Raw genomic sequence first — 26706 nt, forward strand, 5'->3', positions numbered from 1 at the left:
GTCACACCTCACCGACCAGGCCGTAGCGCAGCCGCAGGGCGCAGACACTGCCGATGACGTGTAGCAGCCGGTCGGACACCGGGCTCACCGCACGTGCGTCACCGGCGATCCGGTCCAGGAAGCTCCGCACCGCCCCGAGATCGAACAGGCCGGCACCGTCGAGCACCCCCTCGTCGATCCAGCGCCGGATCCCGACCGCCGCCCGCGCGGGCCGGTTGCCCGGCGGGGCGAAGAACGGCCGCTTCTCGCCGCCGCGCACCTCTGCGGTCAGATAGCCGGTCATCGCGTCGCGCAACACCTGCTTGACCTGCCCTCGACGGAACTCGGCCAACGGCAACGACCGCACCGCCTCGAACAACCGGTGGTCCAGCAGCGGCAGCCGAACCTCGACCGACCGGGCCATGTCCAGCCGCTCCGCGGCCAGCATGTAGTTGCAGAACCAGGTCCGGAGAAACAGGTAGAGCGACTGGTGCACCGGCGCCCGCCCGTCGAGCTGTGGCCAGGCCGCGTCGATGAGACCGCCGAGGCTGTCGCGATCGACGAACCGCGCCCGCAACTGTGGATGCAGCAGCGGCCGGACGACCGAGGTGGTGGTCAGCTGCCGGTCGACCAGCCAGCCCGGCAGGAACCCGAGCCGGTCGAGCGTGCCTCGCAGGGTCGGCATCGCCGGCGCGGCGGCCAGCACCCGGGCGAACCGCTGCCGGACGGCCGGATCCGCCACCACGCCCAGGGCGAGGTCGGCGTGCAGATGCCGGTAGCCGCAAAAGAGTTCGTCGCCGCCGTCGCCGGCCAGCACCACCCGCAGCCCGGCCCGCCGGACCGCCGAACTGTGGGCCAGCCGCGCGGCACCGTGGCCGTTCTCCTGCAACATCTCACCGGTCTGCGCCGCCTCCGGATGGTGCGCCGAGAGCCGTGCGCCGTCGACGATCACCTCGTGGTGGTCGGCGCCCCAGTAGGCCGCCGTCCGCCCGGCCACCTCGCCCTCGTCCAGGGTGGACCCCGGGAACCGTACCGTGAACGTCCGTGGCGGACCGTGACCCGCCGCGACTCCCACCACCGCCGAGGAGTCGAGGCCGCCGCTGAGATGGAAACCTACCGGCACGTCGGCGACCAGCCGGAGCCGCACCGCCTCCTCGACCTGGCCGCGCACCAGGGCCGCGGCCTCGCCCACGGGGAGCGCCGGGCCGGCCACCTGCCCGGCCGGCGGGTAGTCGAGGTCCCAGTACGGCACGACCCGCACCCCGTCGGCATCGGCACGCAGCATGCTCCCGGGCGGCACCTGGAAGATGCCCGCGAACAGGGTCCGGTCCGGCGCGAAACAGGCATGCAGGTAGTCGTGGAACGACTCGGCGTCCCAGCGGGGTACCGCCCCCGCGGCGAGGAGCGCCTTGATCTCGGACGCCACCACCAGTCGCCCGGCGATCCAGGTGTAGTACAGCGGTTTGACGCCGAACCGGTCGCGCACGGCCAGGAACCGCTGCCGGCTCTCGTCCCAGAGCACCACGGCGAACTCGCCGCGCAGCGACTCCACGAATCCGCTCGGATCCTCCTCATAGAGGTGTACGGCGATCTCGCTGTCGGACTCGGTCCGCAGCCGGTGCCCCTGGGCGACGAGTTTCCGCTGCCACCGCCGATGGTCGTAGAATTCGCCGTTTATCACTGCCCGTACGTCACCGGCCCAGTTGCGGACCGGCTGGTCCCCGTTGGCGATCCCGACCACGGCCAGCCGGGCCTGAGCCAGCCCGGCGCGGCCGGAGGGGGCGACCCAGCACCCGGTGGCGTCCGGGCCCCGGTGCCGGAGCACCGCGATCGGGGCCAGATCGCCTGGTGCCACCCCGGCGTCGGGCGACCAGAGCGCCACCAGTCCGCACATGTCTACTCCCGCCCGCCCCGGTGCCCGGCACCGCGCGCCGCCACCGCGGCGTCCCGCTCGCAGCGCAGGCGGGCCGCCGCGGCCGCCCGTAGGGCGCTGTCCGGCTCGCGGGCCAGCCAGGCGTGGTCCACCTTGCCGTTGGCGGTGCGCGGCAGGGCCGGCACCACGACGAACCGGGCCGGGACGCTCGCCGCCGGCAGTCGCTGCGCCAACAGCCGTCGCACGGTGTCCCGGTCGGGTGCGGCGCCGGATCCGACGACGAGGTACGCCACCAGGACGGTCCGCCCGGCGGCCGGCCGGCCGCACACCGCGGCCTCCCGGATCCCGGGTACCGTCCGTAGCGCCGACTCGACCTCGGCCGGCTCCACCCGGTATCCACGGATCTTGAGCTGCCGGTCGACCCGGCCGTGGAAGTGCAGCACACCGGCGGTATCGGCGCTGGCCAGATCACCGGTACGGTACCGCCGGGCACCCGGCCGGTCGGGATCGGGTCGGAACCGGTCCGCGGTCAGGCCCGGCCGGTCGAGATAGCCGCGGGCCAGGGCCGGCCCGCCGACGGACAACTCGGCCCGGCCGCCGGGCGCGGCGCCGCGGTCCACGGTCGCCGACGCGTACGGCACCGCGACGCCGATCGGCACGGCCTGCGGATCGGTCGGCGCCACCTGGTGTACGCAGCAACCCACGGTCGCCTCGGTCGGCCCGTATTCGTTGATCACCTCGGTTGCCGGCACACCGCGCCACCACGGCTCGACCTGGTTACGGAACAGTGCCTCGCCGCCGACGACGAGGACGTCCACCACGGTCGTCGCGGCGGGGCGTGACGCCAGGGCCGCCGCCACCGCGTCCAGATGCGACGGGGTGAGCTTGACCGTCCCCCACCGGCGGCCCGTCAGCGCGGCGGCCAGCGCCGTCGGCCCGGAGTCGGCGAGCAGCACGACCCGGGCCCCTCGCAACAGGGGCGCGAACAGGCCGGTGATCGTGAGGTCGAACGCGGGCGAGGTCGGCACCAGGACCGGGGCCTGCCGTACGTAACGGGTGGCCGCCCAGTCCAGATAGTAGGCAAGCGCCCGGTGCGGGACCACGACCCCTTTGGCCGCCCCGGTGGAGCCCGAGGTGTACATGACGTACGCCGTCTGGTCGGGATGGACCGTCGGCAGCCGGCACGTCCCGATGTGTGCCAGCGGCCCGTGTACGGACATCGGTGGAGCACCCGGGTCGGGACCGGCGTCCCCGTCGACCAGCAGGACGACGGCTCCGCTGGCGCGGACGATCTCCTGTCGCCGCCGCTCGGGGTGGGCCACGTCGACCGGCACGAACGCGGCGCCGCAGCGGAGCACCGCGAGCAGCGCCACCACCAAGCCGCGGTCGCGACGCAGACAGACGGCGACTCTGTGTTCCGGGCCGGCGCCCGCCGCCACGAGTCGGCGGGCCAGATCTCCGGATCGCCGGTACAGCTGTGCATAGCTCAAAAAGCCGGCGTCGTCCTCGACCGCCACGGCGTCCGGTGTCGTCGCCACGACCTCGGCCAACCGGTCACAGACCAGCGGCGGTTCCTCCCCGACACGCATCAGGCCCGCCCCGGACCGTCGGTGCGGCCCGGCCCCAACCGCGTGCAGCGATGGCCGACAATGGCGGGGTGAGCACTTCGCCGCCCGGTGAGCCGGAGCCCACGCCCGTCCCACCTTGGACCTTCGCCATCAGTCCACGCAACCACGATCCCTCCCGGGCCTGGGACGAGATCGACACCACGGTGCGGCTCGCCGACCGGTACGGGTTCACCGGCGTCCTCGCCCACACCGGCAACGACACGCTGGTCGACCCGTGGTTGGTGGGCCAGCACGCGCTCGCGGTGTCGGACCGGCTGGTGCCGCTGGTCGCGGTGAACCCCGTCTACCACCACCCGTTCGCGGTCGCGCAGCTCGCCTCGTCGCTCAGCTACCGGTACCGTCGCCCGCTGTTTCTGAACTTCGTCGCCGGTACGTCGACACCAGACCGGCTGGCCCTCGGCGACGACACCGACCACGACCGCCGATACGTACGCCTGCGGGAATACGCCGACCTGGTCCTGCGCCTGGTCGGTGATCCCGCGCCGGTGACCGCCGACGGGGAGTTCTACCGACTGCGTGGGGCCCGGCTGCGGCTGCCGGCCGGCGACGGCCTGCGACCGGTTCCGTTCGTGGCCGGGCATTCCCCGGCCGCCCGGGAGACCGCCCGGGCACTGGACGCGGTCCACGTCGGGATGTTCCCGACCGACCTTCGCACGCCCGACCAGACCGGGGTCTACGCCGGCCTCATCGTCCGCGCGGACGATGAGCAGGCATGGCGGGTCGCCCGGGAACGTTACCCGCACGATCCGGACCTCGAAAGGGCCGCCGTCGCCGCGCTGCGGTACACCGACGCCGTCTGGCGGCGGGAGGCGGTCCGCCCATCCGCCGCCGGGCGTCCCGAGGTGGGCCATCTGTGGACCGCGCCCATGCGCAGCCTGCGCGCGGACTGCCCGTACCTGGTCGGCGGCGTCGAGACGCTGGCCCCGGTGTTGGCGGCGGTGCTGGCCGGCGGGGTCCGCGCGGTCGTCGTCGACCTGGCGCCGACCGAGGCCGACTTCCGGTGGGCGCGAGAGCTGTTGCGACGCGCCACCGACCTGGTGGCGGTCACCGCTGCCGCGGACCTGCCCCCACCTCACGGAAGCCTCGGCCGGTAGAGCTGGAACCAGGTCGACGCTTCCAGCAACCACTCCAGCATCCCGCGTCCCGTCTGGTCGAGATCGCCGGGGTCGACGGCGACCGCGCGGCGCAGCCATCGGCCGTCGAAGAACCGCAGCGCGTCGCAGGAGTCCTCGGCGACCAGGTCGGCGACCTGCCGCTGTACCTCGGCCAGGTACCGCCGACCCACCATCGACGGGTAGTGGCTCTTGCGCCGGCGCCTGACCGGGTCCGGCAGCAGATCGGCGGTCGCCGCCCGCAGCAGTGACTTCTCGCGCCCGTCCGCGGCCCGCACGGACCATGAGGTGCCGAACACGTAGTCGACGAGCCGATGGTCGCAGAACGGCACCCGGATCTCCAGGCCGAGCGCCATCCCGATGCGGTCCTTGCGTTCCAGCAGCGCGGGTAGCAGCCGGGTCAGGTGCAGGTGTCCGATCTCGCGAAGTCGCCGCTCGGTGGCATCGCCCCGGTCGTCGCCGGGCACTTCGGCCAGTGCCTCCCGGTACCGCGCGTCGACGTAGGACCACAGCTGCAGGTCGGCGCTGAACGCGGCCGACAGCGGTGTGCGGCCGGCCGCCGCGTCCGCGACCGGGTCGCCCCGCGACGACGGCGGGGCGAGCCACGGAAACGTCGCGGCCGCCTGTGCCCCCGGATCGTGGAACCACCGGTATCCACCGAAGATCTCGTCGGCTCCCTCGCCGGACAGCACCACGGTGCGGTGCCGACGTACCTCCCGCAGGAACAGGTAGAGGGAGCCGTCCAGGTTCGCCATCCCGGCGGCGGCGTCGCGGGCCGTCACGGTCGCCGCACGGACGGCCGGCGCGGCCGCGGAGACCGGATCGACCCGCACCGTCTGGTGGTCGCTGCCGATCGCGGCGACGATTTGCTCCACGTACGGGCGGTCGACGTCCTGCTCGTCGTGGCCGGCGACGCCGTGCGGGCCGGCCAGGGTGAGTGAAAAGGTGGCCGGTGTCCGGTCGGGCCCGTGCGCGGCGGCCAGCGCGGTCAGTACGCTGGAGTCCAGTCCGCCGGACAACAGCAGTCCGACCGGAACGTCGGCGACGAGTTGTGTCGTGACGATGTCGGCGAGCAGGTCGCGCACCGTCGTGGCGGCCAGTACGGGGTCGTCGTCGTGACCGGCCGCCGTCGGGTGCCAGTAGGCGTGTTCGGTGGCGCCGGTCCGGTCGGCCACCAGCAGGTGTCCCGGCCGGAGGGCCCGGACGCCGCGCCACACGCTGTAGCCGGGGGTGGCGGTCAGGCCGGCCAGCTCACGCAGGGCGTCCCCGTCGAGGACCGCCGGTACCAGCGGATGGGCCAGCAGTGCCTTCGGTTCCGATCCGAACAGCACACCGTCGTCGGTCAGCCGGTAGTACATCGGCTTGACGCCGAGCCGGTCCCGGACCAGAAGCAGCCGCTCCCGGCGACCGTCCCAGAGCGCCACCGAGTACATGCCGGTCAACCGGTGCACGAACTCGTCACCCCACTCCAGGTAGGCCCGGAGCACCACCTCGGTGTCGCTGCTGCTGTGGAAGCCATGGCCGTGCCGACGCAGTTCGTCGCGCAGACCGCGGTGGTTGTAGGTCTCGCCGCCGTAGCCGATGACGACCGGCCCGCCGGGAAGACGCGCGACCATCGGCTGGGCCCCGCCGTCCGGATCGATCACCGCCAGCCGGCGGTGGCCGATCGCGGCCCGCCGGTCGCACCAGACGGCGTCGTCGTCCGGCCCACGGTGGGCCAGCGCCGCGGTCATCGCGGCGACCGTCGTCCGGTGCTGCCGGAGGTCCCGCTCGAAGGCCACCCAGCCGGCGATGCCACACATCGCGGCCCGCCCCGTCAGCTGCCGGCCGGGCGGGTCAGCCCGTCGGTCAGCCAGCGCACCGCGGCGGCGACGTCGTCGGCGCGTTGCGGGGACATCAGCTCGATGTGTGTGCCGGGGACGACGGTCACCTCGCACCGACCGGTGAACACCTCCCGCCACAGCTGCGGATCGGGCCTGGTCAGCGTCGAGTCGCTGGCGACGACGACCCCGGTCGCCCCCGGGTACGCCGCGACCTGGTAGCCGGACAGCGCCTCGGCACCGCGTTCGATGTTGTCGTAGAGCCGCCGGCCGGTCTCCAGGTCGAGTCCGCGGAGGGTCCGGGCACAGTCCCGGATGATCGCGGTGATCCGGTCCGGCACGTCCCACGCGGTGAACTCGGCCAGGCTGGCGGTGAGCCCCGCGGTGCGGGCGAACTGCCAGATCGACTCGACGGCGGTCGGCACCTCCTGCGCGCCGAGGCGGATCAGCGCGTCGATCAGGACCAGGGTCGGCGCGGGTCGGCCCGCCGACCACAGCTGCTGGGCCGCTTCGAGGGCGACGAAGCAGCCGAACGAGAAGCCGATCACACAGTCCGGGTCGGGTCGGCCTTTGCGGGCCATCGCGGCGAGTCCCCGGGCCGCCATGGCCGAGATCGAGTCGCCGGCAGGTACCGCCGGCGCGGTCAGGACGCCATACACGGTCCATCCCGGCAGCCTGGCGCTGAAGTGGGTGGCGACGTCCACGCCGCCGTCGATTCCGGGATAGAGCATGGCCGTACGGGCGCCTCCGGCACCGTTGAGCTTGACGGCCAGTGCCCGGGTCGGCGGTGGCGGGGTTCGCTCCACGTACTGTCCCTTCTCTGCTTCGGCCGTGTGGCCCTTCATCCGGTCGTGGTGTCCGGTGGCGGCCCGCCGGCGGCTCCGGCCACCAGCGCCGCCAAGTCGGCGATCGTCGGGCTTTCCATCACCGCGCCGATCGACATCTCGACGCCGAGGTCGTCGTTGATCTGGTCGACCAGCAACGCGGTACGCAACGAGTTGCCGCCGACGGCGAAGAAGTTGTCCGTCGGGTCGACCGGTGCCCCGTCCAGCACCTCCGAGACGATGCCACGGACGAGGGGCAGCCATGCCTCGATCGTCTCCGGTGCCGGCCCGGCTACCACGGCCGACACACCATCCACAGTGATCGTCCGGGGAACGAACTCCGGAGGCAGCATCGATTCCAGCCACTCCGTGAGCACCATCGTGTCGAAGGGGTCGGTCGGATTCGGGTCGGCCAGTCGAATCCGGGCGCTCAGGCCGGCCGGCCCAGGTCCGGCCAGTTCCGCGTCCGAGACGGCCGGATGGCCGACGATGATCCGCTCCACACTGGCGAGGTCGCCGGGTACCCCGTCGACCAAAACGGCCCCTCCGGTGCCCGGCCAGTGCTCCAGGCCGGGCACCGCCGGCTCGTCGGCGCGCCGTACGAGCCCGGCGTCGGCGGGGACCAGCCGCACCCCGAGCAGGCGCTGGAACGCCTCCTCGTCGGCGCTGTCCAGCGTCCCGGCGACGAGCCAGACGACGCGGAGCGTCTCCCGGGCCGCCAGGAGCAGGTACGCCAGCCGGTCACCGGCACCCAACAGGACACGGATCTCGGCAGCGGTCAGTTCGGCGACCGTGGCCCCTTCCCGCCAGATCGCTTCCAGCGCGTACACCAGATGGTGCCGTTCGGCCCGGCTGGCCAGGACCACGCGGGCGCCCGTGGCCAGTGCCGGCAGCATCCGCAGAGGCGCGGTACCCGAGGTCGCCCCGCCACGGTAGAGCACGCTGTCGCACGGGCCGAGCCCGGTGCCGACGACGGCGGCACCGACCGCACGGGCGACCGACTCCTGGTCGATGCGGCGCACGGCGGTCGGCTCGGTGGCGCCGACCGGGCAGGTGAGGTAGCCGTCCCGGGTCGGTCCGCGGTACCGGATGGGTCCGGGACGTGGGCCCCGCAGCCGTACCGGCAGGACCGGGCCGGTGCCGACCCGGCCCCAGCGGCACAGGTCCTCGGTGGCGGCCACGACCGGGCCGACACCGGCGAGACGGGCCATGCCGGTGACGGCCGGCTCGGGCCACGAGCGGTCGACCACCAGTGGAGCGACGCCGGCGGTCAGCGCGGCGAGCAGCCCGACCGGCAGTGTCCCGTCCGGACGCACACACAACGCGACCGGATCGTCGGGGCGGTCGTCGGGCACCGCCCCGATCAGCGCCGCGGCCAGGTTGTCGGCCGCCGCCACCAGGGCGGCGTACCGGATCGAGGTACCGGCCGTGGCGACGGCGACGGCGTCGGGGCGTCGTGCCGCCCAGGTCCGGACCGGGTCGAGCAGATCGACTCCCAAGGGCGACGGGTCAGTGCGCATCGAGGGTCTCCCCGCGGTGCGTCGCCGGCCTGGTTTCCAGCGATGTCGCGACCTGTTCCAGCGGCTGCGGTCCGAGCAGTGCCCGGCCGCGCAGGCCGGTCCAGCCGGCCAGTTCCAGGCTGCGCTGGATGCTCGGCACCAGGGCGGCGTGGCCGCCCTGCGCGTGGTAGCTGTCGTCTCCCCGTACCGTCGGGTTGGCCGTCACCTGCCGGACGGCGGCCAGCAACGCCGTGACCTGCGACCGGTCCGCCGGCGGTGCCGGCGGTGCCGGCGGGCCCGCCGTCGCGGGTCGGACCAGAATCTCGTCGGGCCGCACGACACCCGGATGGTCCCAGTGCGCCAGCAACGGGTGCAGCGGATCGGGCAGGTCGCCGACCACCTCGAGTCGGGCGACCAGCCGTGGGTCGCCGTCACCGGCCGGCCCGACGTGGGCCGTACGCACCCGCGGATCGGCCAGCCAGAGGTCGCGCATGAGTTCCGGGTCGGCCCACACCCCGTCACGGGCAAAGCAGCCGTCCGCAGGGCGTGGCCAGTCGGCGGGCAGCGTGGCCGCGACCTCGTCAGGGGTGGGGTCGGCGCCGGCCGCGACGTCACACAGCAGCGACTCGACGGCCCGCAGCACGGTCAGCATGGCCGGGTCGTCGAAGACCCGGCGTTCGGCCATCAGGGCCAGTACGCAACCGTCCTCGGAGTCCGCGACGGACAGTTCCAGTCCGCGTTTGGCGCTGTCGACCGTTCCCCACTCGATGGTGGTACGCGCCCGAACGCCGGCCGATATGCGGCGGGTGCGGCCGGTGTAGCCGTCGCCGGCCGTACCGGCCATGGCATGGTAGTACGCGTCGACGTGGGTGAGCCCGCCACGGCTCGTCCAGAGCGCGGACCGGTCGTCGAGAAAGTCGGCGTAGTCGTAGTCGGCGAAACGTTGGGCGTGCAGCATGGCCCCGGCGGTGGCCGCGACGGCCGCCGCGAACCGTGTCCGTGGCGGGATGTCGACATCGACGATGACCGGTTGCAGTCGGGTCTCGACCGTGGGGCCGGCACCCGGGCGTACCCCTTTGTCCGACACCAGGGACCAGCGTACCGACGATCCGGTGTAGCAGCGCAGCACCACACTGGCCGCCGCGAGCACCACGCCGGCCGTGGCCTGCCCGCACCGACGGGCCACCGTGGGCAGCGCCAGCGCCAGCGCCGGCGACGTCAGGGTCAGCGTCCGCACGGTGCCGAGGCCGCCGCGCGCGGCCCGGAACGGCAACGACACCGTCGGTACGCCGCGCAGCAGCCTGGCCCAGTGCTCGCGGGCCTGCCGCCGCTGTGTCCGCCGGGCGGTGTCGGATTCATGGGCGAGGCGCTCGTCGATGGTGCCGGCGGCGGGCAGTACCGGCTCGGTGTTGCTGAGCCGGGCACCGAGCAGGGTGCTGAACTCGCGGTCGAGCAGTCCGAGCGCGTCAAGGTCGGCGACGTGCCGGTGGATGGCGACGGCCAGGTACCTCGGCTGCTCGTCGAGGGTCAGCAGGGCCACCTGCATCGGCCAGTACGTCTCGATGTCGGCCGACCGGCGGCTGAGGTCGTCGACCAGGCCGGTCACGCCGACGTACCCGCAGTCCTCCAGCCGCCGTACCGGCACGTCGGTGTCGGTGGCCGGATCGACGACCGCGGCCATGCCCAGTCCTGGGCGGTGCGCGACCCTGGTCCGCAACGCCGCGTGCCGGGCGGCGACCGCCTGCACGGTGGCCGAGACGTCCGTGGTCCGGCATCCGGGCGGGAGCGCGACCAGCCGGGTCGTCACGTACTGGTGCCGCAGCGCCGGCGGCGCTTCGAGCATCTGGAAGATCCAGAAGAACTGGCTGCGGCTCAACGGCCGCGCGGGTTCATCCATCGCCCGCTCCCGCCCAGTCCGCGCCGGTCGGGACCACCGTGTGAGCGGTGGTGACGCGAGAGTCCAGCCGGTTGAGCAGTCCGGTGACCTGGTGTGCGGTGGCTGCCACTGCGGCGGTGGCGTGCGCGCGCTCGTCCACGTACCAGGTCAGATCGACCGTGTCGGCAGTCACCCGGACCTCGACCAGCAGACCCGCCGCCGTGCCGGGGGGCGTGACGACCCGGCTGTCCCGGTCCGGTGGCCGGATCCGGATCTCAGGTACCGCGACGGCGGTCGTCCTCCGCCGGGCCGGCGCGGCCGGCGCGCCACCGGGAACCACGTGCCGGTCCGGGACGGTGGCGTAGCAGCCGACGAGATCGGTTCCCGGTGGTGCCCCCAGAGCTGTGACCGCATGATCCTCCGTCGGGTCGTCGACCGGGATGTCGAGTTCCTGCATGCCGTGAGCCTGTGCCAGCACCGTGCCGACGGCTGACGGCACTGTCGTGCCCGGTGGTGCCGCACTGGTACCGGGGACCACCCGGCCGGCCGGGTCGGGGGCCGTGGATGTGCCTGCGCCGTCGGGCGGCCCCGGATTCGGCGCACGGCCCGGTTCCGGTCCGGTGGCGCCGGTGTCGGTCTGCCTGGTACACCAGTCGCGCCAGGTCGGTCGGGCCGGCTGCGTCACGACCGGCTCGCCGTCGAGGACCACGGCGACGGTCGATCGGAGCGTCCGGACGGCCCGGTCGAAGGACGTGGCGTCGCAGACTACCGGGTGGATGGCGACGAGCAGCCACGGATGGTCCGGACCGTCGTGGTCGAGCAGGACGAAGTGCGTCAACGGCACCGCGCCCACCTGACGCGGATCGGGCAACAGCCGGTGCAGGTCCCATCCGTTCGGCCTGCCGTCGAGCCGGATCCGGGTCAGGACGTCCTCGGTGACCGGCGGATCGGTGATGCGTTGTGCCGGAGTCCCGTCGACGGTGAGCCGGACCCGCAGCGCGTCGTACCGGCTGAGCACGCTGCGGGCAGCGACCTCCAACGACTGGTCGTTCCAGCCCGAAGCACCTCGTGGACGCAGGACCGCGAGGCGCCACCGCGAGCGGGTCGGCCCGGTATGCTCCAGCAGCGCTCGCTGCGCCCTGGTCAGTGGTAGCGCGTCGGGGGCGCCGTCGCCCGGGCTCCGCACCGTCTCGACCACGGCCCACAGGGTCGGTGCCCGGTACAACTGGTCGATGCCGATGTCGATGCCGGTGGACTCGGCCGCGTCCACGATCAGGGCGGCCCGCAGCGAGTTCCCGCCGGCGTCGAGGAACGACCGGTCGAAGGCGGTCTCGTCGACCTCGAGCGTCTCCCGCAGGATGCCCACCAGGTGTGCCCGTGAGCTCATCCGGCGGCGATCTCACGGACGACGGACCGACGCATCTTGCCCTCCCGGGTCCGTGGCAGCCGTTCGGTAAACTGCACCGTTCGTGGAACCCGCGCCTCGTCCAGCCGCTGCCGGCAGTGGTCGAGGACGGTGTTCCCGTCGAGCCGGCCGGCCGCGTGGGAGACCGGCTCGACCACGGCGTGCAGGAGGAGCCGTCCCCCGGCGTCGACCACTCCGACGACCGCGACGTCGGCGACCAGCGGGTGCTCGCCGATCACCTCTTCGAGCATGGACGGGTACACGGTCTGTCCATCGATCCGCAGGGCTTCCGACAGCCGGTCGGCGATGAACAGGTAGCCGTCCTCGTCGAGCCAGCCCAGGTCGGCAACACTGACGTACGTCGGATCGTCGGCGGCGACGCGCAGTTCGCTGCTGCCGACGTAGTAGTTCGCCGGGCCGGAGCTCTGGGCCACGAACACCTCGCCGATGGTGCCGGGTGCCACGTCCTTGCCCTGCTCGTCGAGGATGCGGATACCCTGGCCGCGACCGACGGTGCCCGGTCGCCGCAGCCACTCCTGCCCGTCGCACATGATGGGGCGGGCGGATCCGCCGACCTCGCTGCTCGAGTACACCTCGTGGACGCGCTTGGCCCCGACGAGCCCGATCCAGCCACGTTTGACCCATTGGGGACATTGGGTGCCGCCGTGCGAGACCCGATCGAGGCGGCGGTAGACCGATGTTTCCAGGTCGGGATGGACCAGAATTCGTCCCATGTGGAACGGCGACAGGCACAGGGAGTAGACCGTGTGCTCGCGCAGGACGGCGGTGACGGTGTCGACCGCGAAGTCTCGCATCGTGATGACCCGGCAGCCGGTCAGCACAACGTGCAACGCCAGCGTGAGTTTGCCGGTGCTGTACAGGTCGCCGCAGACCAGCCGGGTCCCGTCCACGCCGCCGGGTTCGGGTACGCCCGTCGCATGCGGCGAACTGGACCGGCCGACGCCGCGGAACGTGTACGACACCACCTTCGGCAGCCCGGTCGAACCGCCCGAGGTGAGGTACAGGTACGGCGCGGACCGTTCGTCGCCGGTCGACGGCGGCCGCGTCGGCGGCGCCCCCGCCGACGCGCCGCCGCCGGCCAGCAGCGTTTCCCGCAGTTGCGCGCCGGCGGCGGCGTCCAGGACCAGGGTCGGGCCGATCGCGTCCTTGACCAGACCGAGCAACGCTTGTTTGTCCGCGACCGGCAGGGTCGTGCTGATCGGCAGGACCGAGCCGCCGTGCATCCAGGTACCGAAGAGGTAGCTCAGGTAGAGCGGGTCGTTGTCCAGGTCGAGGACGATCAACGTCTCGGGGCCGGTGCCGAGGCGCCGCAGGTGGTCGCGGAACCGGCGGCTGGTGGCCAACAGCTGCGCGTAGGTCAGCGACTCCAGTGCGCCGTCGGGCGCCGCGACGGCGAACGCGACGGTGTCCGGGTGATCGCGGGCCAACTCCTCGATCCGCCCGACGAGGTCGGCGCGGCTGGTGGTCGGGATGCTCACAGCTGGTCTCCTCACGGTGGTGGTCCCGGCTACCGACCGGGCCGGGCCGTACCTCATCGCCCCGAGCTCCGGTACAGGGAGGCATAGAGCCCTTCTCGCGCGAGCAGTGTGTCGTGGCCGCCCTTCTCGACGACCTTGCCGTCGGCGATCACCACGATGGCGTCGGCCGATCGGATGGTCGACAACCGGTGTGCCATGACCAGGGCGGTCCGTCCGCGCAGGACTTCGCGCAGCGCCTGCTGAACAAGCCGTTCGGACACGCCGTCGAGGTGAGCGGTCGCCTCGTCCAGGACCACGATCACCGGACTCTTGAGGAACAACCGGGCGAGGGCGAGCCGTTGCCGCTCTCCGCCGGACAGCCGCTGGCCGCGGTCCCCGACGACGGTGTCGAGTCCAAGCGGCAGTCCCTGTACGAACTCCAGCAACTGTGCGGCCTCCAAGGCCCGGTACAGGTCGGCGTCGGACGCGTCCGGCCGCGCATAGCACAGATTGGTTCGGATGGTGTCGTGGAACAGAAACGTCTCCTGACTGACCACTCCGACCGCGGCCCGGACCGCTCCGAGCCGGTAGTCCCTCAGGTCGATGCCGTTGATCCGGATCGACCCGCTGTCCGGGTCGTACAGGCGGGCGAGCAGGTGCCCGATCGTGGACTTACCCGCCCCGGAAGGGCCGACGAGCGCGGTGACCGTGCCGGGCCGCAGCTCGAACGACACGGTGTGCAGTACGCTGGTCCCGCTGCGTCGTCCGGGCAGCCGTACCTCGTCGAGGCCGGCCGTGGTGAGCTGGTCGGTCGCGGGATAGGCGAAGCTGACCTGGTCGAAGCGCACTCGCGGAGGCTCGGTCGGGTCGACGGGACCCTTGCGGCCCGAGTCGACCACCGGAGGCTTCAGGTCGAGGATGGCGAAGACGCGTTCGAAGCTGACCATCGCATTCATCACGTCCACATGCACGTTGATCAGCCCGGCGATCGGGCCGTACAGCCGTCCGATCAGGGCGACGAGCGCGATGAGCGCCCCGAGCTGCATCGATCCCTCGGTCACCAGTACACCACCGAGTCCGTAGACGCCTGCCGTCGCGATCGCGGCGACGCCGGTGAGGGTGACCATGAGAATCTGTCCACGACGGACCGAGACGACCCCGAGCTCCCTGGCCCGGCCGGCGTGACGGGAGAAGGCGGTGGCCTCGTCGTGGTCGCGGCCGTAGAGCATGACCAGCATGGCCCCGGAGGCGCTGAACCGCTCCGCGGCGGTGGACGCCATCTCCGCGTTGACACCCATCTGGGCCCGGGCTACGGACCGCAGGCCACGGGCCACGACCTGCCCGGTCACGAAGAAGGCGGGCAGCAGCAGCACCGCGATCACCGCGACGGGCCAGGAGACCACGAACATGGTGACGATCACCGAGACGACCGCGACCACGTTGGCGAGCAGGCCGGCCAGTGTCGAGGTCAGTGCCCGTTGGGCACCGATGACGTCGGTGTTGAGCCGCGAGACCAGCGCACCGGTGTGTACCTGGGTGAAGAAGGTCAGCGACATGCGCTGGATGTGCCGGACGAGTTCGGTGCGCAGGTCGAAGATGATGGACTCACCGATCCGTGCGGACACCATCCGCTGCGCGTAGCTGAGCAGCGCCTCCCCCACCGCGACGATGGCCGCGATGGTGGCGAGCGCGGCGACCGCCGTGGTGTCCTGGCGGGCGATGCCCACCTCCACGATCGCCTGCAGGAGCAGCGGGGTCGCCACGATCGCAGCGGAGCCGGCCAGCACGAGCAGGCAGAGGATGAGCAGGCCGACGCGGTACGGGCGGGCGTAGCGGAGTATGCGGCGCAGCGTTCCCGGGGCCAGCCTGCGTTCGGCGGGACCATTACCGACCAGCGAGCCGAGCGCTACCCAGCCGATACCGCTCTCCGCCACGACCGACACCTCCCACTATTCGGTCACGACCGCTGCCCGCCAGACGGGTGAGGCCCTGATCTCACGGGGGGTGAACCGGCCGCTGACCCACTGTCCCGCCGAGAACAGCAGGGTCTGGTCGGCGTGGTGCGGTGAGGTCGGGTCAGCCGACTGCGAGTAGGTCATCACGGTCTTCGCCCGGGGCGCGCGGCCCGGACGGAACTCGACGACCTGCACGAAGCTCGACCCGGACGAGACATCGACGTTTCCCCGCGCTGGATCCCAGACCGGCATCACCACGTTCAGCAGACCGACGTGCGGCGCGGTGCCCGGTACCGGAATCGTCATGCCCGCCCGGGTCACCGACTGATGGTCGCCGAGCGGGGCGTCCAGGGGGACGCCGGCGTTCTCCAGCAGCAGTGCCGCGTCGCCGAAAGCCCGCTGCACCTGCGGCTGGTCCCCGGCAAGGGTGTGTGGAGTGGTCAGCGGTTCGGCCGGGTCGAACGGATGCTGCCAGTAGCCGCCGGCGATCCGTCCGGCGTACGAGATGAACCAACTGAACAGCAGCGCGCCGCGGCTGTCGAGCCGGAACGAGCCGTCCCAGGCGGCCAGCGCCGCGCAGCCGTCGGTGACGTCCACCAGTCCACCGCCGGTGGACGGCGCCTTACCGTCGGGGAACGCCGCGCACATCCGCACGACGCCGTCGTGGGCGAGGTCGGCCACCCGGGCGTGGTTGCCGTAGAAGGCGCCGGCAAGGGTGTCCAGGGAGTGGCCGCGACCGGGTAGTCCGTCGGTGCCGGCGATCCGGGCCTCGACCGACAGGAGTCCTTCCTGGGTACGGAAGGAACGCTGCGTGCCGACGTCGCCGACGCCACGCGGATAGCCGGTCAGTGGGGCCTGGGCGTTGGTCAGCCACGGGCTGTCGTTGAAGTTGGCGACGTAGTCGCGGCGGGTGAGGCTGGGCAGCCGGCCCGTCCCGAAGATGCCGGGTTCGACAGCGTCGTCGTCGCGCGCCCAGGCGCAGTCGCTCCGTGCCCCGTCGAGCACCGAGATGCCGACGAGGGGGAACATCTGCCGGCCCAGTGCCGTACCGCAGCGGGTGGCGTGCTCGTCGGTGACGTGTGGAACCACCTGGTAGTCGGCGTAGAGTGCGTGGCCGTAGCGGTCAGCGGCGACGGTGTTGACCCAGGGCGCGCCCTGGCTGGTTGCCAGTGCCCGGGCGACGCTGGTGGTATCCCGCGCGGTACCGATGCCGAGCCAGGTGTTGAGCAGCCGAAGGTTGGTGGCGTTGGCGTCCCGGACCGTGTGCAGGGTGGCGCCCCAGGGCAGCGGGATGCCGTACGCACTGGCGATGACCGGCCCGTAGCGGGTCTCGTGGAAGGTCCGCTCGACCGTGTCGAGGGAGCCGTCCGGCTGTCGGACCTCGACGCTGACGTCCAGGGTCGTCGTCGGCTCGGCAGCGCCGTCGACGACGTACTCGGTGGGCCGACCCGGCGTGGTCGGCATCTCGAACAGACCGATGGTCGCCGCCGTCGAAACGGTGTGGCTCCAGGTCACGTTCTGGTTGTGGCCGACGAGGACCATGGGCAGGCCGAGCAGGCTCGCCCCGGAGACATCCAGCCGGCCGGGAATGGTGAGGTGGCTTTGCCAGAACCGACGGGCTCCCTGCCAGGGGAAGTGCGGGTTGCCGAGCAGTGCGCCGCGCACTCCACGGCTGCCCTGGTCGCCGACGGCGATCGCATTGCTACCCAGCTCCTGATCCACGCGCCGCGCTTCGACGGCCGCGGCGATGCGGTGTGCCGCGGTGGCGGGATCGACCTGCGTGGCCGCGGTGGTGAAGGCCACGGCGGCGGGCGCGGCGGTCACGATGTCGTTGGCGAGGCTGCCCGCCCCGCTCATCGTCGTCACGGCGTAGACGTGCCGGTACACGTCCATGTCACTGATCGGCCGGACCCAGGCGGCACCGCGGCAGGCGGGATCGGAGATCCGGTCGACACCGGTTTGGCGCAGGTACCGGTTGTAGCCGGCGACGTAGCCACGGACCAGGTCCGCGACCTCGGGGCGCGGCCCGAGCGGCGCCCGGGTACGGGCCAGCCGCTCGACCACGCCGCTGGCCTTGATACGTCCGAAGTAGAGGTCGCTGTGCAGGCTGTTGACGGCGGCGGTCAGGTCGCTGGCGGGTGCGTCCGCGCCCAGGTACCGGGATCGCTCGGCACGCACCGTCAGGTAGATGTCGGCGAGGGCGCAGACGTTGTCCTTGGCTGCGGCGTATCCGTAGCCGAGACCGAGGCCGGTGAACGAGGTCGCCGAGATGTGCGGGATACCGTACTCGGTGTACTGGACCAGGGCCCAGGTCCGTCCGCGGCCGGGAGCCGCGGTGGCGGCCGACCCACCGACGAGGATGGTGGCTCCGGCCGTGACGGCCGCCATGACGGCGGCCAGCAGGATCCGTCTCGTGCCCGTGGGACCGCCAGCGCTCTGCATGCGATTCGCCTCTCTGCCGAACGCGGCGGACCCGCCAGGAACGTGGGGAGAACGATAACGGCATCGGCGGACACCGAATCGCTACATCGACGATGATCCTCGCACGCTCGAAGCGCCCCGGAAAGACCATGCGAATGTAATGTTTGCTCACGCGGCTTCGATCAGGACTAGTGCCACCTCTGCGAATGAACCGGACGATCACCTACTTATCAAGGGCAACCGGCACGGCGCCGAAGCAGTGCGGGTCCGGGTGGCGCCTCGCCGCCCTCCACGGGGGTACGCGGAGATCGTCATCCCGGTACCGGCGGTCGGGTCCGGACACGATCGCGGCGGCCGGGGACGCGGCGCTCATCGGCGACGGTGAAGCCGTGCGACGATGGCACCAGCGCCGCGGCAGCCGGTGCGGCGAAGCAGACCACCGCGCAGACGGCGAGGACCGCGGTCGCGCCGAACTGGTCGATCGCAGGGGCGATGAGCGCGAGACCGACGGGTGCGAGGCCATAGGAGAGCAGGAAATCCAGGGAGGAGACCCGGGCGAGTTTGGCCGGCTCGATCTCGCGCTGGGCGGCGGTGAACCACGGCACGTTGAACAGCTCGACGCCGATGCCGGCGAGCACGTACGCGGCGATGATCAGTCCCGGGTGTACCGGCAGGAGCAGGCTCAGCGGCGCGAACCCGTAGAGCGAGAGCCCGGCGAGCGCCGCCCAGCCCTGGGCCCGGGGCCGCCATCTCGCAATGATCATGGCGCCGACGAGCGCACCGATGGTGTACGTGGTCATCGCGGCGGCCAGCACGGCCTCGTTGTCGTAGCGGTCCCGGCTGACCAGCGGCAGGACGACAAAGGTGGCCGAGTATCCGGTGGTGATCACCGCGGTCAGCGCGGCCAGGCCGGCGAGAAACCAGGGGTGCCGGCGGGCCTCACGCACGCCGTCGGCGAATTCGGCCAGGACGTTCGGCCTGGTGGCGGACGGGACGGGCGAGCCGGCTCCGGCGGGCGGGATCAGCGCCGCCACCAGCCACAGCGCGCCGACGCCCCACAACAGCACCGGGGTGGAGACGACCGCGGCCAGCAGGGCGGTGAGGGTCGGCGCCACCAGGGTGGTGACCCGGACCGCGAGGGTGATCGCGGCGTTCGCCTGCTGCCGCTGCGGCTCGGCGACGACCTCGGCGGTCAGCGCCTGAAAGACCGGACGGCACGCGCCCTGCCCGGCGCCCATCACCGCCGCCGCGACCGCGGCCAGCAAGAGTGACCGGCCCAGGCTCATCGCCATCACGGGCGCGGCGACGGCGGCCATCAACCCGGACCCCAGCACCGTCCGCCGCCGCGAGTACCGGTCGGCCAGCACGCCGCCGACCGGCACGGCGACGAGGAAGCCCGCGGTGCGGGTGGCCAGGAGCACTCCGAGCTCGGCCGCGGTCAGCGACCGGTCGAGCACCGCCAGTCCGAGGACGAACGGCAGCGCCCACGTCGCCACGCCGGAGGCCATCGTGCCGGTCCACAACCGGAGGAAGGACAGGCTGCGCAGCAGGGGCACCGGCCTGGCGTGGGTCCCGACAGCGTCGTCGAGCATACGCATCGATCTCCAGTCATGGAAACGACAACGATTGCCAACAGAGTAGCGGTTGTTGTCGCAGTCGTGATGAACTGAGGCACGGTCCGCCACTCGGGTCCGGTCGTCGAAGATCCTTACCGCGGAGCCGTTGCGCGCCGCGGCTCCGCACCTCGTGGCCGGCTCGTTCGACGCGGGCCCGCGCGCGGCGCGACCGCGGCGGCCCACTCGATCGCCGCCTCCAGTCGATGTGCGACGGGCTCCGGGGCGTCGGGCGTCCTGGGACGGCCCCTCACGGCGTCCTGTCCCGTTGCGGACGGACAGGTGTGACACCTGTGCCCGCCGTGGCGGGGTCGTCTGAGCCCTCGTCCCTTTGCCGGGCGGCGCCCCGGCTCACCTCCGAGGTGATCGTTTTCGCGGCGGCCGTCCTCACGTCGGTGGCAGCCAGGTAGGTGACTCGCAGGATGCCGGTGATGGGTTCGCGGTCGACGAGTACGGTGACGCCGTAGACCGACTCGATCAGGTCGGAGGTGAGTACGGTCTGCGGTGTGCCGGCGGCGACCACCTGCCCGTGGTCGAGGACGACGAGGTGGTCGCAGTAGCGGGCGGCGAGGTTGAGGTCGTGCAGAGCGACGACGCAGGTGACCTCCAGGGATCCCAGCAGGTCGAGGAGTTCGAGCTGGTGGCGGATGTCGAGGTGGTTGGTGGGTTCGTCGAGCAGGATCTCCCGAGGCTCCTGGGCGAGGGCCCGGGCGAGTTGAGCGCGCTGCTTCTCCCCTCCCGAAAGGGTGTGCCAGCTCTGGTGCTGCTTGTCGGCGACGTCGACCCGGTCCAGTGCCGCATCGATGATCCGCTGATCGCGCTCGGTCAGTGCGTCGAAACGACCCCGAAACGGTGTACGGCCGAGCTCCACGACCTGGCGGACGCTGACGTGGTTGTGGGCGGTCACGTCCTGTTCGACGACGGCGAGCCGCCGGGCGAGCACCCGGCGGCTGAGGTCGCGCAGGCTGGTGTCGTCGTATCGGACGGCTCCGGTGTCGGGGCGGCGCAGTCCGGCGAGCAGGCGCAGCAGCGTCGACTTGCCCGAGCCGTTGGGGCCGAGGAGCCCGACGATCTTCCGGTCCTGGGCGGCCATCTCGATGCTGTCCAGCAGCCGGTGGCCCTTGACCGACCAGGAGAGGTCGGTGGCGGTGATCCGGCCCATCAGGACTCCAGACGCTTCAGGACCAGCGCGAAGGCGGGCGCGCCGAGAAGTGCGGTGATGACGCCCGCGGGTAGTTCGTGCGGCGTGAACGCGGTCCGGGTGAACGTGTCCACCCAGATCAGGAGGATGGCACCGACGATCGCGGACAGCGGAAGCAGCGAGCGGTGCATCGGGCTCGCCAGAATGCGGACAGCGTGCGGAACGAGCAGCCCGATGAAGCCGATCGCGCCGGAGGCCGCCACGGCCGCCGCCGTCATGAGCGAGGTCAGCACCATCAGCCAGATGCGGACCACGGTGACGTTGATCCCCAGAGCGGCTGCCGCGTCCCAGCCGAACGTGAAGGCGTCCAGGGCCGGCGCAAAGAACACGACGGCGAGCACCCCGACCAGAACGATCACGACAGTGACGGTCACCCCCTCCCATCTGGCTCCCGCGAGGGTGCCGAGCAGCCAGTAGGTGAAGCCGCGGGTGGAGTTCGCGTCGCCGCTGACCATGAGGATGAGCGAGGTGACCGCGGCGAAGAACTGGGACACGAGCACGCCGGTGAGCACCACCCGGGTAGGGCTGGCGACGCGCCCCCCACCGAGCAGTACCAGCAGCAGGCCGAAAGCGACCAGGCCACCGACGAAGGCTCCGGTGGAGAGGGAGATGCCGCCGCCGATACCCAACAGGAGAACGGCTACCGCGCCGGTCGAGGCACCAGAGGAGACCCCCAGCAGGTAAGGATCGGCCAGAGGGTTCCTGGTGATCGCTTGCAGCACCGCTCCCGAGACCGCCAGTGCCGTGCCGACGGCGGCGGCCAGCAACACACGCGGGAAGCGTGACTCCCAGATCAGGGCGTCCAGCAATTTCGGCAGCGGCGGGTTCGGGGCGATCCTGCCCAGGCCGACATGCCGCAGGATCGTGGACACGACATCGAGGAAGCCGATGTCCGCGCTCCCGAACAAAGACGCCACGACGATCGACACCAGCAGCCCGGCTGCGGCCAGGAAAAGGAAGGCCACCACCGAGGCACGGCGCAGACGCGCCGGAACCATCTCATGGCCGCTGATCGGGTTGCTGGCGCGTCCGGCGGTGGTGCGTGGATTCGCTGTCATGACGGGTCGGCTGCTCACCGGAACTTGTTCAGGCCTTCGACCAGCGCGGGAACCACGTACACGCTGCCGTAGGAAGGGTCCATCTGGGCGCCGGGGATGGTGATGAACCGGTCGTCTGTCACCGCGCCGAGATTGCTGGTGAGCGGGTCGTTCTTGAGCAGGTCGATCTTCTCGATCGCGGTGTCGTTGGGTTCGCCCCTGGTCAGATCGGCCAGGATGATGACATCGGGATCCCGGGCGGCGACCTCGTCCCAATTCACCTCGGCCCACTTGGTCGACGCGTCATCGAAGATGTTCTCGACGCCGACGAGGTCGGAGATGTGCTGCGGCAGACCGCCGGGACCCGCGGCCCACGGAGTGCCGTCGTAGGTGGAGTAGAACCACATCACCTTCAGCGGGGTGTCCCGATTCTCGACGGCGCCCAACGCCTCGTCCACCACGGACTGCTGTTCGATCGCCAGCCTGTCCCCGGCGGCCGGCATGTCGAAGATCTTGGCCAACTGGCGGTACTCGTCGTACATCATCTCGAAGTCCGCGCCGGCCACGCTGACGTGCTCGGTGCAGTCGAGTTCGGTGATGTAGGTCGGCACGCCCAACTCGTGCAGCTGGTCCCGGTCGCCGGACTGCGCCGCGGTGAGAAAGCTCCCGAACGAGGTGTAGACGAACTCCGGCTGTGCTTCCAGCAGCTTCTCGTGGTTGATCGGCTGTCCGTGCGCGGACAGGATCGGGATCTTCCGGTACTGCTCGGCGATCTCGTCCGGCGGCTCGTAGATCTCGTAACCCGATCCGACGACCCGCTCGCCCACCCCCAGGTGGATGAGGATCTCGGCGGCTGTCTGGTTCAGCGTGACGACCCGCTGCGGCGCCGCCTCGAAGGTCACGTCGGTCCCGCAGTTGTTGATGGTGAACGGGTAGTTCGTCGCGCCCGTCCCCGTCGTCGCTTCTCCCCCGGCCGCGTCGGAAGACTCACCGCCCGCGCAGCCCGCGAGCACGAGCACCGCCACGGTGATCAAGGTACCAACACCCGTTTTCGTTTTCATTGAAGGCAGGGTATCAGCTCGCATGTGGACGGCGAAGGGCCCGGGAGAACCCCTGATTCCACGGTGGCGCCGTCGGATGTCGTGTCCGTTGCGGCCGAACCCTCGGTCCGGGAACCAGCCAGCGACCCCGAGGCGGCGGCGGACGTCCTCGACGCTCGGGTGGCCATAGGTTGTCGATCGTGGCGCCGGCGAAGGCATGGCCGAACAGTTCCGTGGCCCTCGCTGAGGGTCGAACCACGAAGCGATTGGTTCACCCATGATCAATTTATGCCGGAGTCAAGGCAGTGATCGACGCCAATCGACCTATTGCATATGGTTATCGATTGCAGTAGACATGATGGAGTGACCACGTCGCGATCAGGACAAGGTTTGCTGACCGGAGTCCACCCCTTCCCCCTCACCGCCCTGCGGCATCCCGCCGTCGCTACGCTTCTGGACGAACACCGGGACCTGCTGGCCGAGCTTCTGGACGGTCTGGGCTCACCGCTGCATGTCGTGCTGCCGGAGGTCTTCGAGGAGAACGTCACCGCCCTGCGGCAGGCGTTCGCCGAGACGGGCGCCGACGTCGACATCCTGTTCGCCAAGAAGGCGAACAAGGCCGACTGCTACGTCAGGTCGGCCGCCGCCCTCGGCGTCGGAATCGACGCCGCCAGTACCTCCGAACTGGTCAAAGCCCTGGCCGGCGGAGTGCCCGGACACCGGATCGGCATTTCCGGCCCGGAAAAAGACGACACACTGCACACGCTCGCCGTCCAACACGACTGTCTGGTCGCCATCGACTCGATCAGCGAACTTCGTAGGCTGGCCGCGACCGCACGACTCGCACACCGAAAGGTCAGGGTGCTGCTACGTGCCCGGACGACGAGTCAACCGGGAAGTCGCTTCGGCATGGCCGCCGCCGAGCGCGACGCGACCGTCAACCTGTGTCTGGAACTCACCGACCACGTGAGCTTCCGTGGATTCTCGTTCCACTTGAACGGCTATTCCCCCGAGGAACGGGCGACGGCGGCGAACGAAATGATAGAGCACTGCCTCGACGCCAGACGGCGCGGCGCGCTGTCCGTCGAGTTGGTCGACATCGGCGGCGGGCTACCAATGCGTTATGTCGATCCACCACTCTGGGACGAGTTCATCCGACAGAACGAGCCTGCCCACTACCACCCGACCAAGACCTCCAGGGGCTTCTACTTCTATCCGTACGGAGGACAGCCTCCCACCCAGGCCGCGCGCACGATCATGAACCACCCGGTCGACGGTGACGAAAGCCTGTCAGCGAAGGCTGCCCGCAACGGCATCCGTTTCATCGTCGAGCCCGGCCGGTCGCTGTTGGACCAGGCCGGCTTCACCGTGTACCGCGTCCAGCAGGTCGACGACCGGCGGGACACCGACGGGTACGCGATCGTCACCGTCACGGGCAACAGCCTGAGTCTGTGCGAACAGTGGTTCAACACCGACTACCTCCCGGATCCCCTGCTGGTATCCACCCAGTCCGGTGCCGACGAGGTGTTTCCGGCCTGTGTCGCGGGCTCGACCTGTCTGGAGAACGACATGGTCACCTGGCGGAAGATCGGTTTCCCCCGGCCGGTGCGGCCCGGTGATCACCTGGTCTACCTCAACACCGCCGGCTACCACATGGACTTCCTCGAATCACGGTTCCACGACACCCCACTGCCGTTGAAAGCGGTTCTCCGGCTCGGCGACGCATCACCGCGCTGGCGACTGGACGGAATCTGACCCCGCCTCGAAACGAAGGAGAAGCCTCGCATGTCACAGAGCTACGCCGCGCCCGGACAGTTGTGGTTGTTGCCGCAGTCGGAGCAGGAAGGGCTGGATTTCGACTACCGTCAGGTACTCGACGTCGTCGAGGGGGCCTACCGCGCCCTGCGTGAAAGAGGGTCGAACAACCCGGTCAAGACGGTCATCGAGGACCCGGACGATCACTCGTTGAGCTACTCGATGGTGGCCAGGGACGCCGGTACCGACACCGTGTGTTTCAAGGCCGTCTACGAGTTCGATCCGAGCCGCAGCCGGGACAGCTACCGATTCCATTCGTTCATCTTCATCGCCGATGACACCACCGGGACGCCGATCGCGCTGATGGACGTGGTGAAACTCGGGCCGTTGCGGTCGTCTGCCAGCAGCGCGCTGTTCGCCCGCGCGGCCTGCCCGGACGCTCGAACCGCCCTGGTCGTCGGCACCGGCGTCCAAGGGCAGATGGCCCTGCCGATGCTGCTCGCAGCGCTTCCGGAATTGGATCGCTTGCAGGTGTTCGGCACCTATCCCGATGGTCTGCGCGCCGTGCAGAACAGTGTGGACGGCCGCGAGGTCGAGATCGTGGACGATCTCCAGAAAGCCGCGGGCGAAGCGGACATCCTGATCGGCGCCGCAGGTTTGTCGGTGACGAAGGTGGTCCAGCGCGAGTGGGTGAAACCAGGAGCGATCGCCGTGCTGCTCGGCTACGGCGTGCACGACGTGTTCCACGGCGCGGACTACCGCATCGCCACGGACATCACTCAGATGCATGTCACCTGTGGCAAGCTGCGGGCCGCTGACGGCAGCCTGCCCCCGGTGGACGCCGAACTGCCGGACATCCTGCTCGGCCGGGCACCGGCCCGGCGCGATCCCGACGATGTGGTCTTCGCCTACAACAGCGGTATGGCGGTCACTGACGCCGCGCTGGGCCGGTACATCGCCGATCTCGCGCTGGCAGCCGGACGCGGGCAGCGGGTCGACTTCTGGTGAGCGCTGTCCCGCTGACCACACTGTCCTCCTGGAAGACCGTTCCATGAGTCGCACCCTCGAACCAGCGACGTCGGCGTCCGTGGTGCGCCGGGTGGTGGCGGGCCTGCCCGCCTACGATCCCGGCGCCGACCCGGACGAGGTGGCCACGCTCAGCGGCGCCGCCCGCGTGATCAAGCTCTCCAACAACGAGAGCCCGTTCGGTGTCTCCCCGGCGGCCGCCGAAGCCGTGCGCCTACGCCTGGCCCGTGGTGTCTCCCGCTATCCCGATCCCACTGGCAAACGGCTGGCCGAGGCCATCGGGAAGAGCCTGACCGTGCCTGCCGAGCGGATCATACTCGGCAACGGTTCGGAGAACATCCTGGAACTGCTGTGCCAGGCAGTTCTCGATCCGGGCGATCTGGTGACCACCCAGGCGCCTGGGTTCAGCCTGCATGAGATCTTTCCACGCATGGTCGGCGCCCGGGTCGAGAAGGTCCCGGTCACCGCGGAGTTCGGGTTTGACGCGGCCGCCTGGCGGCACGCACTGGCCGCCGGCCCGAAACTTGTCTTCCTTGCCAACCCCTGCAACCCGACCGGCGCGATGCTCAGTGTCGGCGAGCTGGAGCGTATCGTGGCCGACACCTCGAAGTCGGCCCTACTTGTGCTCGACGAGGCGTACTGCGAGTTCGCCCGCCCCGACCCGGACTACCCCGACGGGCTGGCGGTCCTGCACGGGCAGGACCGACCGTGGATGGTGTTGCGCACCTTCTCCAAGGCCTACGGCCTGGCGGGCGTCAGAGTGGGGTTCGGCGTCGCGTCCGACGCCACGCTGGTCCAGGCGCTCGACCGGGTCCGCGCTCCCTACAACGTCAACCAACTGGCTCAGGACGCCGCCATCGCCGCACTGGGCGACCGCGCGCACCTGGCGGACACCGTCCGGCGGACCGGCCGTGAGATCGCCCGGGTCACGGACATGTTGCGCCGAGCGGGCTTCCGGGTGGCACCGTCCTCGGCCAACTTCGTGTTCATCGACACGAGCTGCCGCTCCGACCGGGTCGCCGAGGAGTTGCACCGCGCCGGGATCATCGTCAAGGCGTGGCGCGAGCCGGGATACGAGAACTTCATCCGAGCCTCACTGTCGCTTCCCGAAGACAACGACATCTTCGTGCGGTGTCTGATGGAAATCTGTGCGAAGGGCTAGCA

At 71.0% G+C, this 26706-nt stretch carries 18 protein-coding genes; 4 read left to right on the top strand and 14 right to left on the bottom strand.

All coding sequences use genetic code 11. The features are described 5' to 3' along the window. Position 1: 1 nt before the first annotated feature. The gene (gene asnB, locus ACN27F_RS02980; protein ID WP_421431017.1) at positions 2 to 1873 is read right to left on the bottom strand and encodes an asparagine synthase (glutamine-hydrolyzing); all 1872 of its coding nucleotides are present in this window, start codon (positions 1871 to 1873) and stop codon (positions 2 to 4) included. 2 nt (positions 1874 to 1875) lie between these two features. Then, on the bottom strand, positions 1876 to 3441 hold the full coding sequence (locus ACN27F_RS02985; RefSeq protein WP_421431018.1) for an amino acid adenylation domain-containing protein: 1566 nt from the start codon (positions 3439 to 3441) through the stop codon (positions 1876 to 1878). A gap of 68 nt (positions 3442 to 3509) precedes the next feature. Here ACN27F_RS02985 and ACN27F_RS02990 point away from each other — a divergent pair, with 68 nt between their 5' ends. Continuing rightward, on the top strand, positions 3510 to 4574 hold the full coding sequence (locus ACN27F_RS02990; protein ID WP_421431019.1) for an LLM class flavin-dependent oxidoreductase: 1065 nt from the start codon (positions 3510 to 3512) through the stop codon (positions 4572 to 4574). Here the strand turns inward: ACN27F_RS02990 and asnB (ACN27F_RS02995) are convergent. The 12 genes from asnB (ACN27F_RS02995) to ACN27F_RS03050 all read right to left on the bottom strand — a co-directional run bounded on the left by asnB (ACN27F_RS02995) (position 4553) and on the right by ACN27F_RS03050 (position 22782). Further along, positions 4553 to 6394, bottom strand: a complete 1842-nt coding sequence (gene asnB, locus ACN27F_RS02995; protein WP_421431020.1) for an asparagine synthase (glutamine-hydrolyzing) — start codon at positions 6392 to 6394, stop codon at positions 4553 to 4555. The two genes, ACN27F_RS02990 and asnB (ACN27F_RS02995), sit on opposite strands and share 22 nt — an antisense overlap. Before the next feature lie 14 nt (positions 6395 to 6408). Continuing rightward, the gene (locus ACN27F_RS03000) at positions 6409 to 7257 is read right to left on the bottom strand and encodes an alpha/beta fold hydrolase (RefSeq protein WP_421431021.1); all 849 of its coding nucleotides are present in this window, start codon (positions 7255 to 7257) and stop codon (positions 6409 to 6411) included. Continuing rightward, complete coding sequence (locus ACN27F_RS03005) at positions 7254 to 8756, bottom strand: AMP-binding protein (RefSeq protein ID WP_421431022.1); 1503 nt, start codon at positions 8754 to 8756, stop codon at positions 7254 to 7256. Before ACN27F_RS03005 ends, ACN27F_RS03000 begins: the two co-directional genes overlap by 4 nt. Beyond that, positions 8746 to 10632, bottom strand: coding sequence for a condensation domain-containing protein (locus ACN27F_RS03010; protein ID WP_421431023.1), 1887 nt, complete (start codon positions 10630 to 10632; stop codon positions 8746 to 8748). The genes ACN27F_RS03005 and ACN27F_RS03010 overlap by 11 nt, the downstream gene beginning before the upstream one ends. Then, positions 10625 to 11998, bottom strand: coding sequence for a condensation domain-containing protein (locus tag ACN27F_RS03015; protein WP_421431024.1), 1374 nt, complete (start codon positions 11996 to 11998; stop codon positions 10625 to 10627). The genes ACN27F_RS03010 and ACN27F_RS03015 overlap by 8 nt, the downstream gene beginning before the upstream one ends. Continuing rightward, the gene (locus tag ACN27F_RS03020) at positions 11995 to 13515 is read right to left on the bottom strand and encodes a class I adenylate-forming enzyme family protein (protein WP_421431025.1); all 1521 of its coding nucleotides are present in this window, start codon (positions 13513 to 13515) and stop codon (positions 11995 to 11997) included. Before ACN27F_RS03020 ends, ACN27F_RS03015 begins: the two co-directional genes overlap by 4 nt. A gap of 53 nt (positions 13516 to 13568) precedes the next feature. Next, positions 13569 to 15428 (bottom strand): ABC transporter ATP-binding protein, encoded by a 1860-nt coding sequence (locus ACN27F_RS03025; RefSeq protein WP_421431026.1) that lies wholly within the window; start codon positions 15426 to 15428, stop codon positions 13569 to 13571. 15 nt (positions 15429 to 15443) lie between these two features. Next, positions 15444 to 17891, bottom strand: a complete 2448-nt coding sequence (locus ACN27F_RS03030) for a penicillin acylase family protein (protein ID WP_421431027.1) — start codon at positions 17889 to 17891, stop codon at positions 15444 to 15446. A gap of 290 nt (positions 17892 to 18181) precedes the next feature. Then, complete coding sequence (locus tag ACN27F_RS03035) at positions 18182 to 19468, bottom strand: MFS transporter (RefSeq protein WP_421431028.1); 1287 nt, start codon at positions 19466 to 19468, stop codon at positions 18182 to 18184. 265 nt (positions 19469 to 19733) lie between these two features. Beyond that, positions 19734 to 20645 (bottom strand): ABC transporter ATP-binding protein, encoded by a 912-nt coding sequence (locus tag ACN27F_RS03040; RefSeq protein WP_421431029.1) that lies wholly within the window; start codon positions 20643 to 20645, stop codon positions 19734 to 19736. Next, entirely contained in the window at positions 20645 to 21742 is a 1098-nt protein-coding gene (locus ACN27F_RS03045; RefSeq protein ID WP_421431030.1) for a FecCD family ABC transporter permease, read from the bottom strand. The genes ACN27F_RS03040 and ACN27F_RS03045 overlap by 1 nt, the downstream gene beginning before the upstream one ends. A 14-nt stretch (positions 21743 to 21756) precedes the next feature. Further along, positions 21757 to 22782, bottom strand: a complete 1026-nt coding sequence (locus tag ACN27F_RS03050) for an ABC transporter substrate-binding protein (RefSeq protein WP_421431031.1) — start codon at positions 22780 to 22782, stop codon at positions 21757 to 21759. A gap of 369 nt (positions 22783 to 23151) precedes the next feature. Between ACN27F_RS03050 and ACN27F_RS03055 the strand changes: the two genes are divergently transcribed. Genes ACN27F_RS03055 through hisC form a run of 3 tightly spaced genes read left to right on the top strand, consistent with a single transcriptional unit; the run spans position 23152 to position 26704 of the window. Further along, positions 23152 to 24516: an alanine racemase gene (locus tag ACN27F_RS03055; protein ID WP_421431032.1), complete on the top strand. Its 1365-nt coding sequence runs from the start codon at positions 23152 to 23154 to the stop codon at positions 24514 to 24516. A 30-nt stretch (positions 24517 to 24546) separates the two neighbouring features. After that, the gene (locus tag ACN27F_RS03060) at positions 24547 to 25524 is read left to right on the top strand and encodes a hypothetical protein (RefSeq protein WP_421431033.1); all 978 of its coding nucleotides are present in this window, start codon (positions 24547 to 24549) and stop codon (positions 25522 to 25524) included. A 43-nt stretch (positions 25525 to 25567) separates the two neighbouring features. Continuing rightward, the gene (gene hisC / locus ACN27F_RS03065; protein WP_421431034.1) at positions 25568 to 26704 is read left to right on the top strand and encodes a histidinol-phosphate transaminase; all 1137 of its coding nucleotides are present in this window, start codon (positions 25568 to 25570) and stop codon (positions 26702 to 26704) included. The last annotated feature ends 2 nt before the right edge of the window (positions 26705 to 26706 follow it).

This window comes from Solwaraspora sp. WMMB335 (genome assembly GCF_049179075.1).
Classification (GTDB): domain Bacteria; phylum Actinomycetota; class Actinomycetes; order Mycobacteriales; family Micromonosporaceae; genus Micromonospora_E.

Bases quoted from the DNA above. Each gene is read 5' to 3' on its own strand.
- hisC (WP_421431034.1), top strand. From the start codon at position 25,568: ATGAGTCGCACCCTCGAACCAGCGACGTCGGCGTCCGTGGTGCGCCGG.
- ACN27F_RS03060 (WP_421431033.1), top strand. From the start codon at position 24,547: ATGTCACAGAGCTACGCCGCGCCCGGACAGTTGTGGTTGTTGCCGCAG.
- ACN27F_RS03015 (WP_421431024.1), bottom strand. From the start codon at position 11,998: ATGAGCTCACGGGCACACCTGGTGGGCATCCTGCGGGAGACGCTCGAG.
- ACN27F_RS03050 (WP_421431031.1), bottom strand. From the start codon at position 22,782: ATGAAAACGAAAACGGGTGTTGGTACCTTGATCACCGTGGCGGTGCTC.
- asnB (WP_421431017.1), bottom strand. From the start codon at position 1,873: ATGTGCGGACTGGTGGCGCTCTGGTCGCCCGACGCCGGGGTGGCACCA.
- asnB (WP_421431020.1), bottom strand. From the start codon at position 6,394: ATGTGTGGCATCGCCGGCTGGGTGGCCTTCGAGCGGGACCTCCGGCAG.
- ACN27F_RS03045 (WP_421431030.1), bottom strand. From the start codon at position 21,742: ATGACAGCGAATCCACGCACCACCGCCGGACGCGCCAGCAACCCGATC.
- ACN27F_RS03030 (WP_421431027.1), bottom strand. From the start codon at position 17,891: ATGCAGAGCGCTGGCGGTCCCACGGGCACGAGACGGATCCTGCTGGCC.
- ACN27F_RS03005 (WP_421431022.1), bottom strand. From the start codon at position 8,756: ATGCGCACTGACCCGTCGCCCTTGGGAGTCGATCTGCTCGACCCGGTC.
- ACN27F_RS03010 (WP_421431023.1), bottom strand. From the start codon at position 10,632: ATGGATGAACCCGCGCGGCCGTTGAGCCGCAGCCAGTTCTTCTGGATC.
- ACN27F_RS03040 (WP_421431029.1), bottom strand. From the start codon at position 20,645: ATGGGCCGGATCACCGCCACCGACCTCTCCTGGTCGGTCAAGGGCCAC.
- ACN27F_RS03000 (WP_421431021.1), bottom strand. From the start codon at position 7,257: ATGAAGGGCCACACGGCCGAAGCAGAGAAGGGACAGTACGTGGAGCGA.
- ACN27F_RS03035 (WP_421431028.1), bottom strand. From the start codon at position 19,468: ATGCGTATGCTCGACGACGCTGTCGGGACCCACGCCAGGCCGGTGCCC.
- ACN27F_RS02985 (WP_421431018.1), bottom strand. From the start codon at position 3,441: ATGCGTGTCGGGGAGGAACCGCCGCTGGTCTGTGACCGGTTGGCCGAG.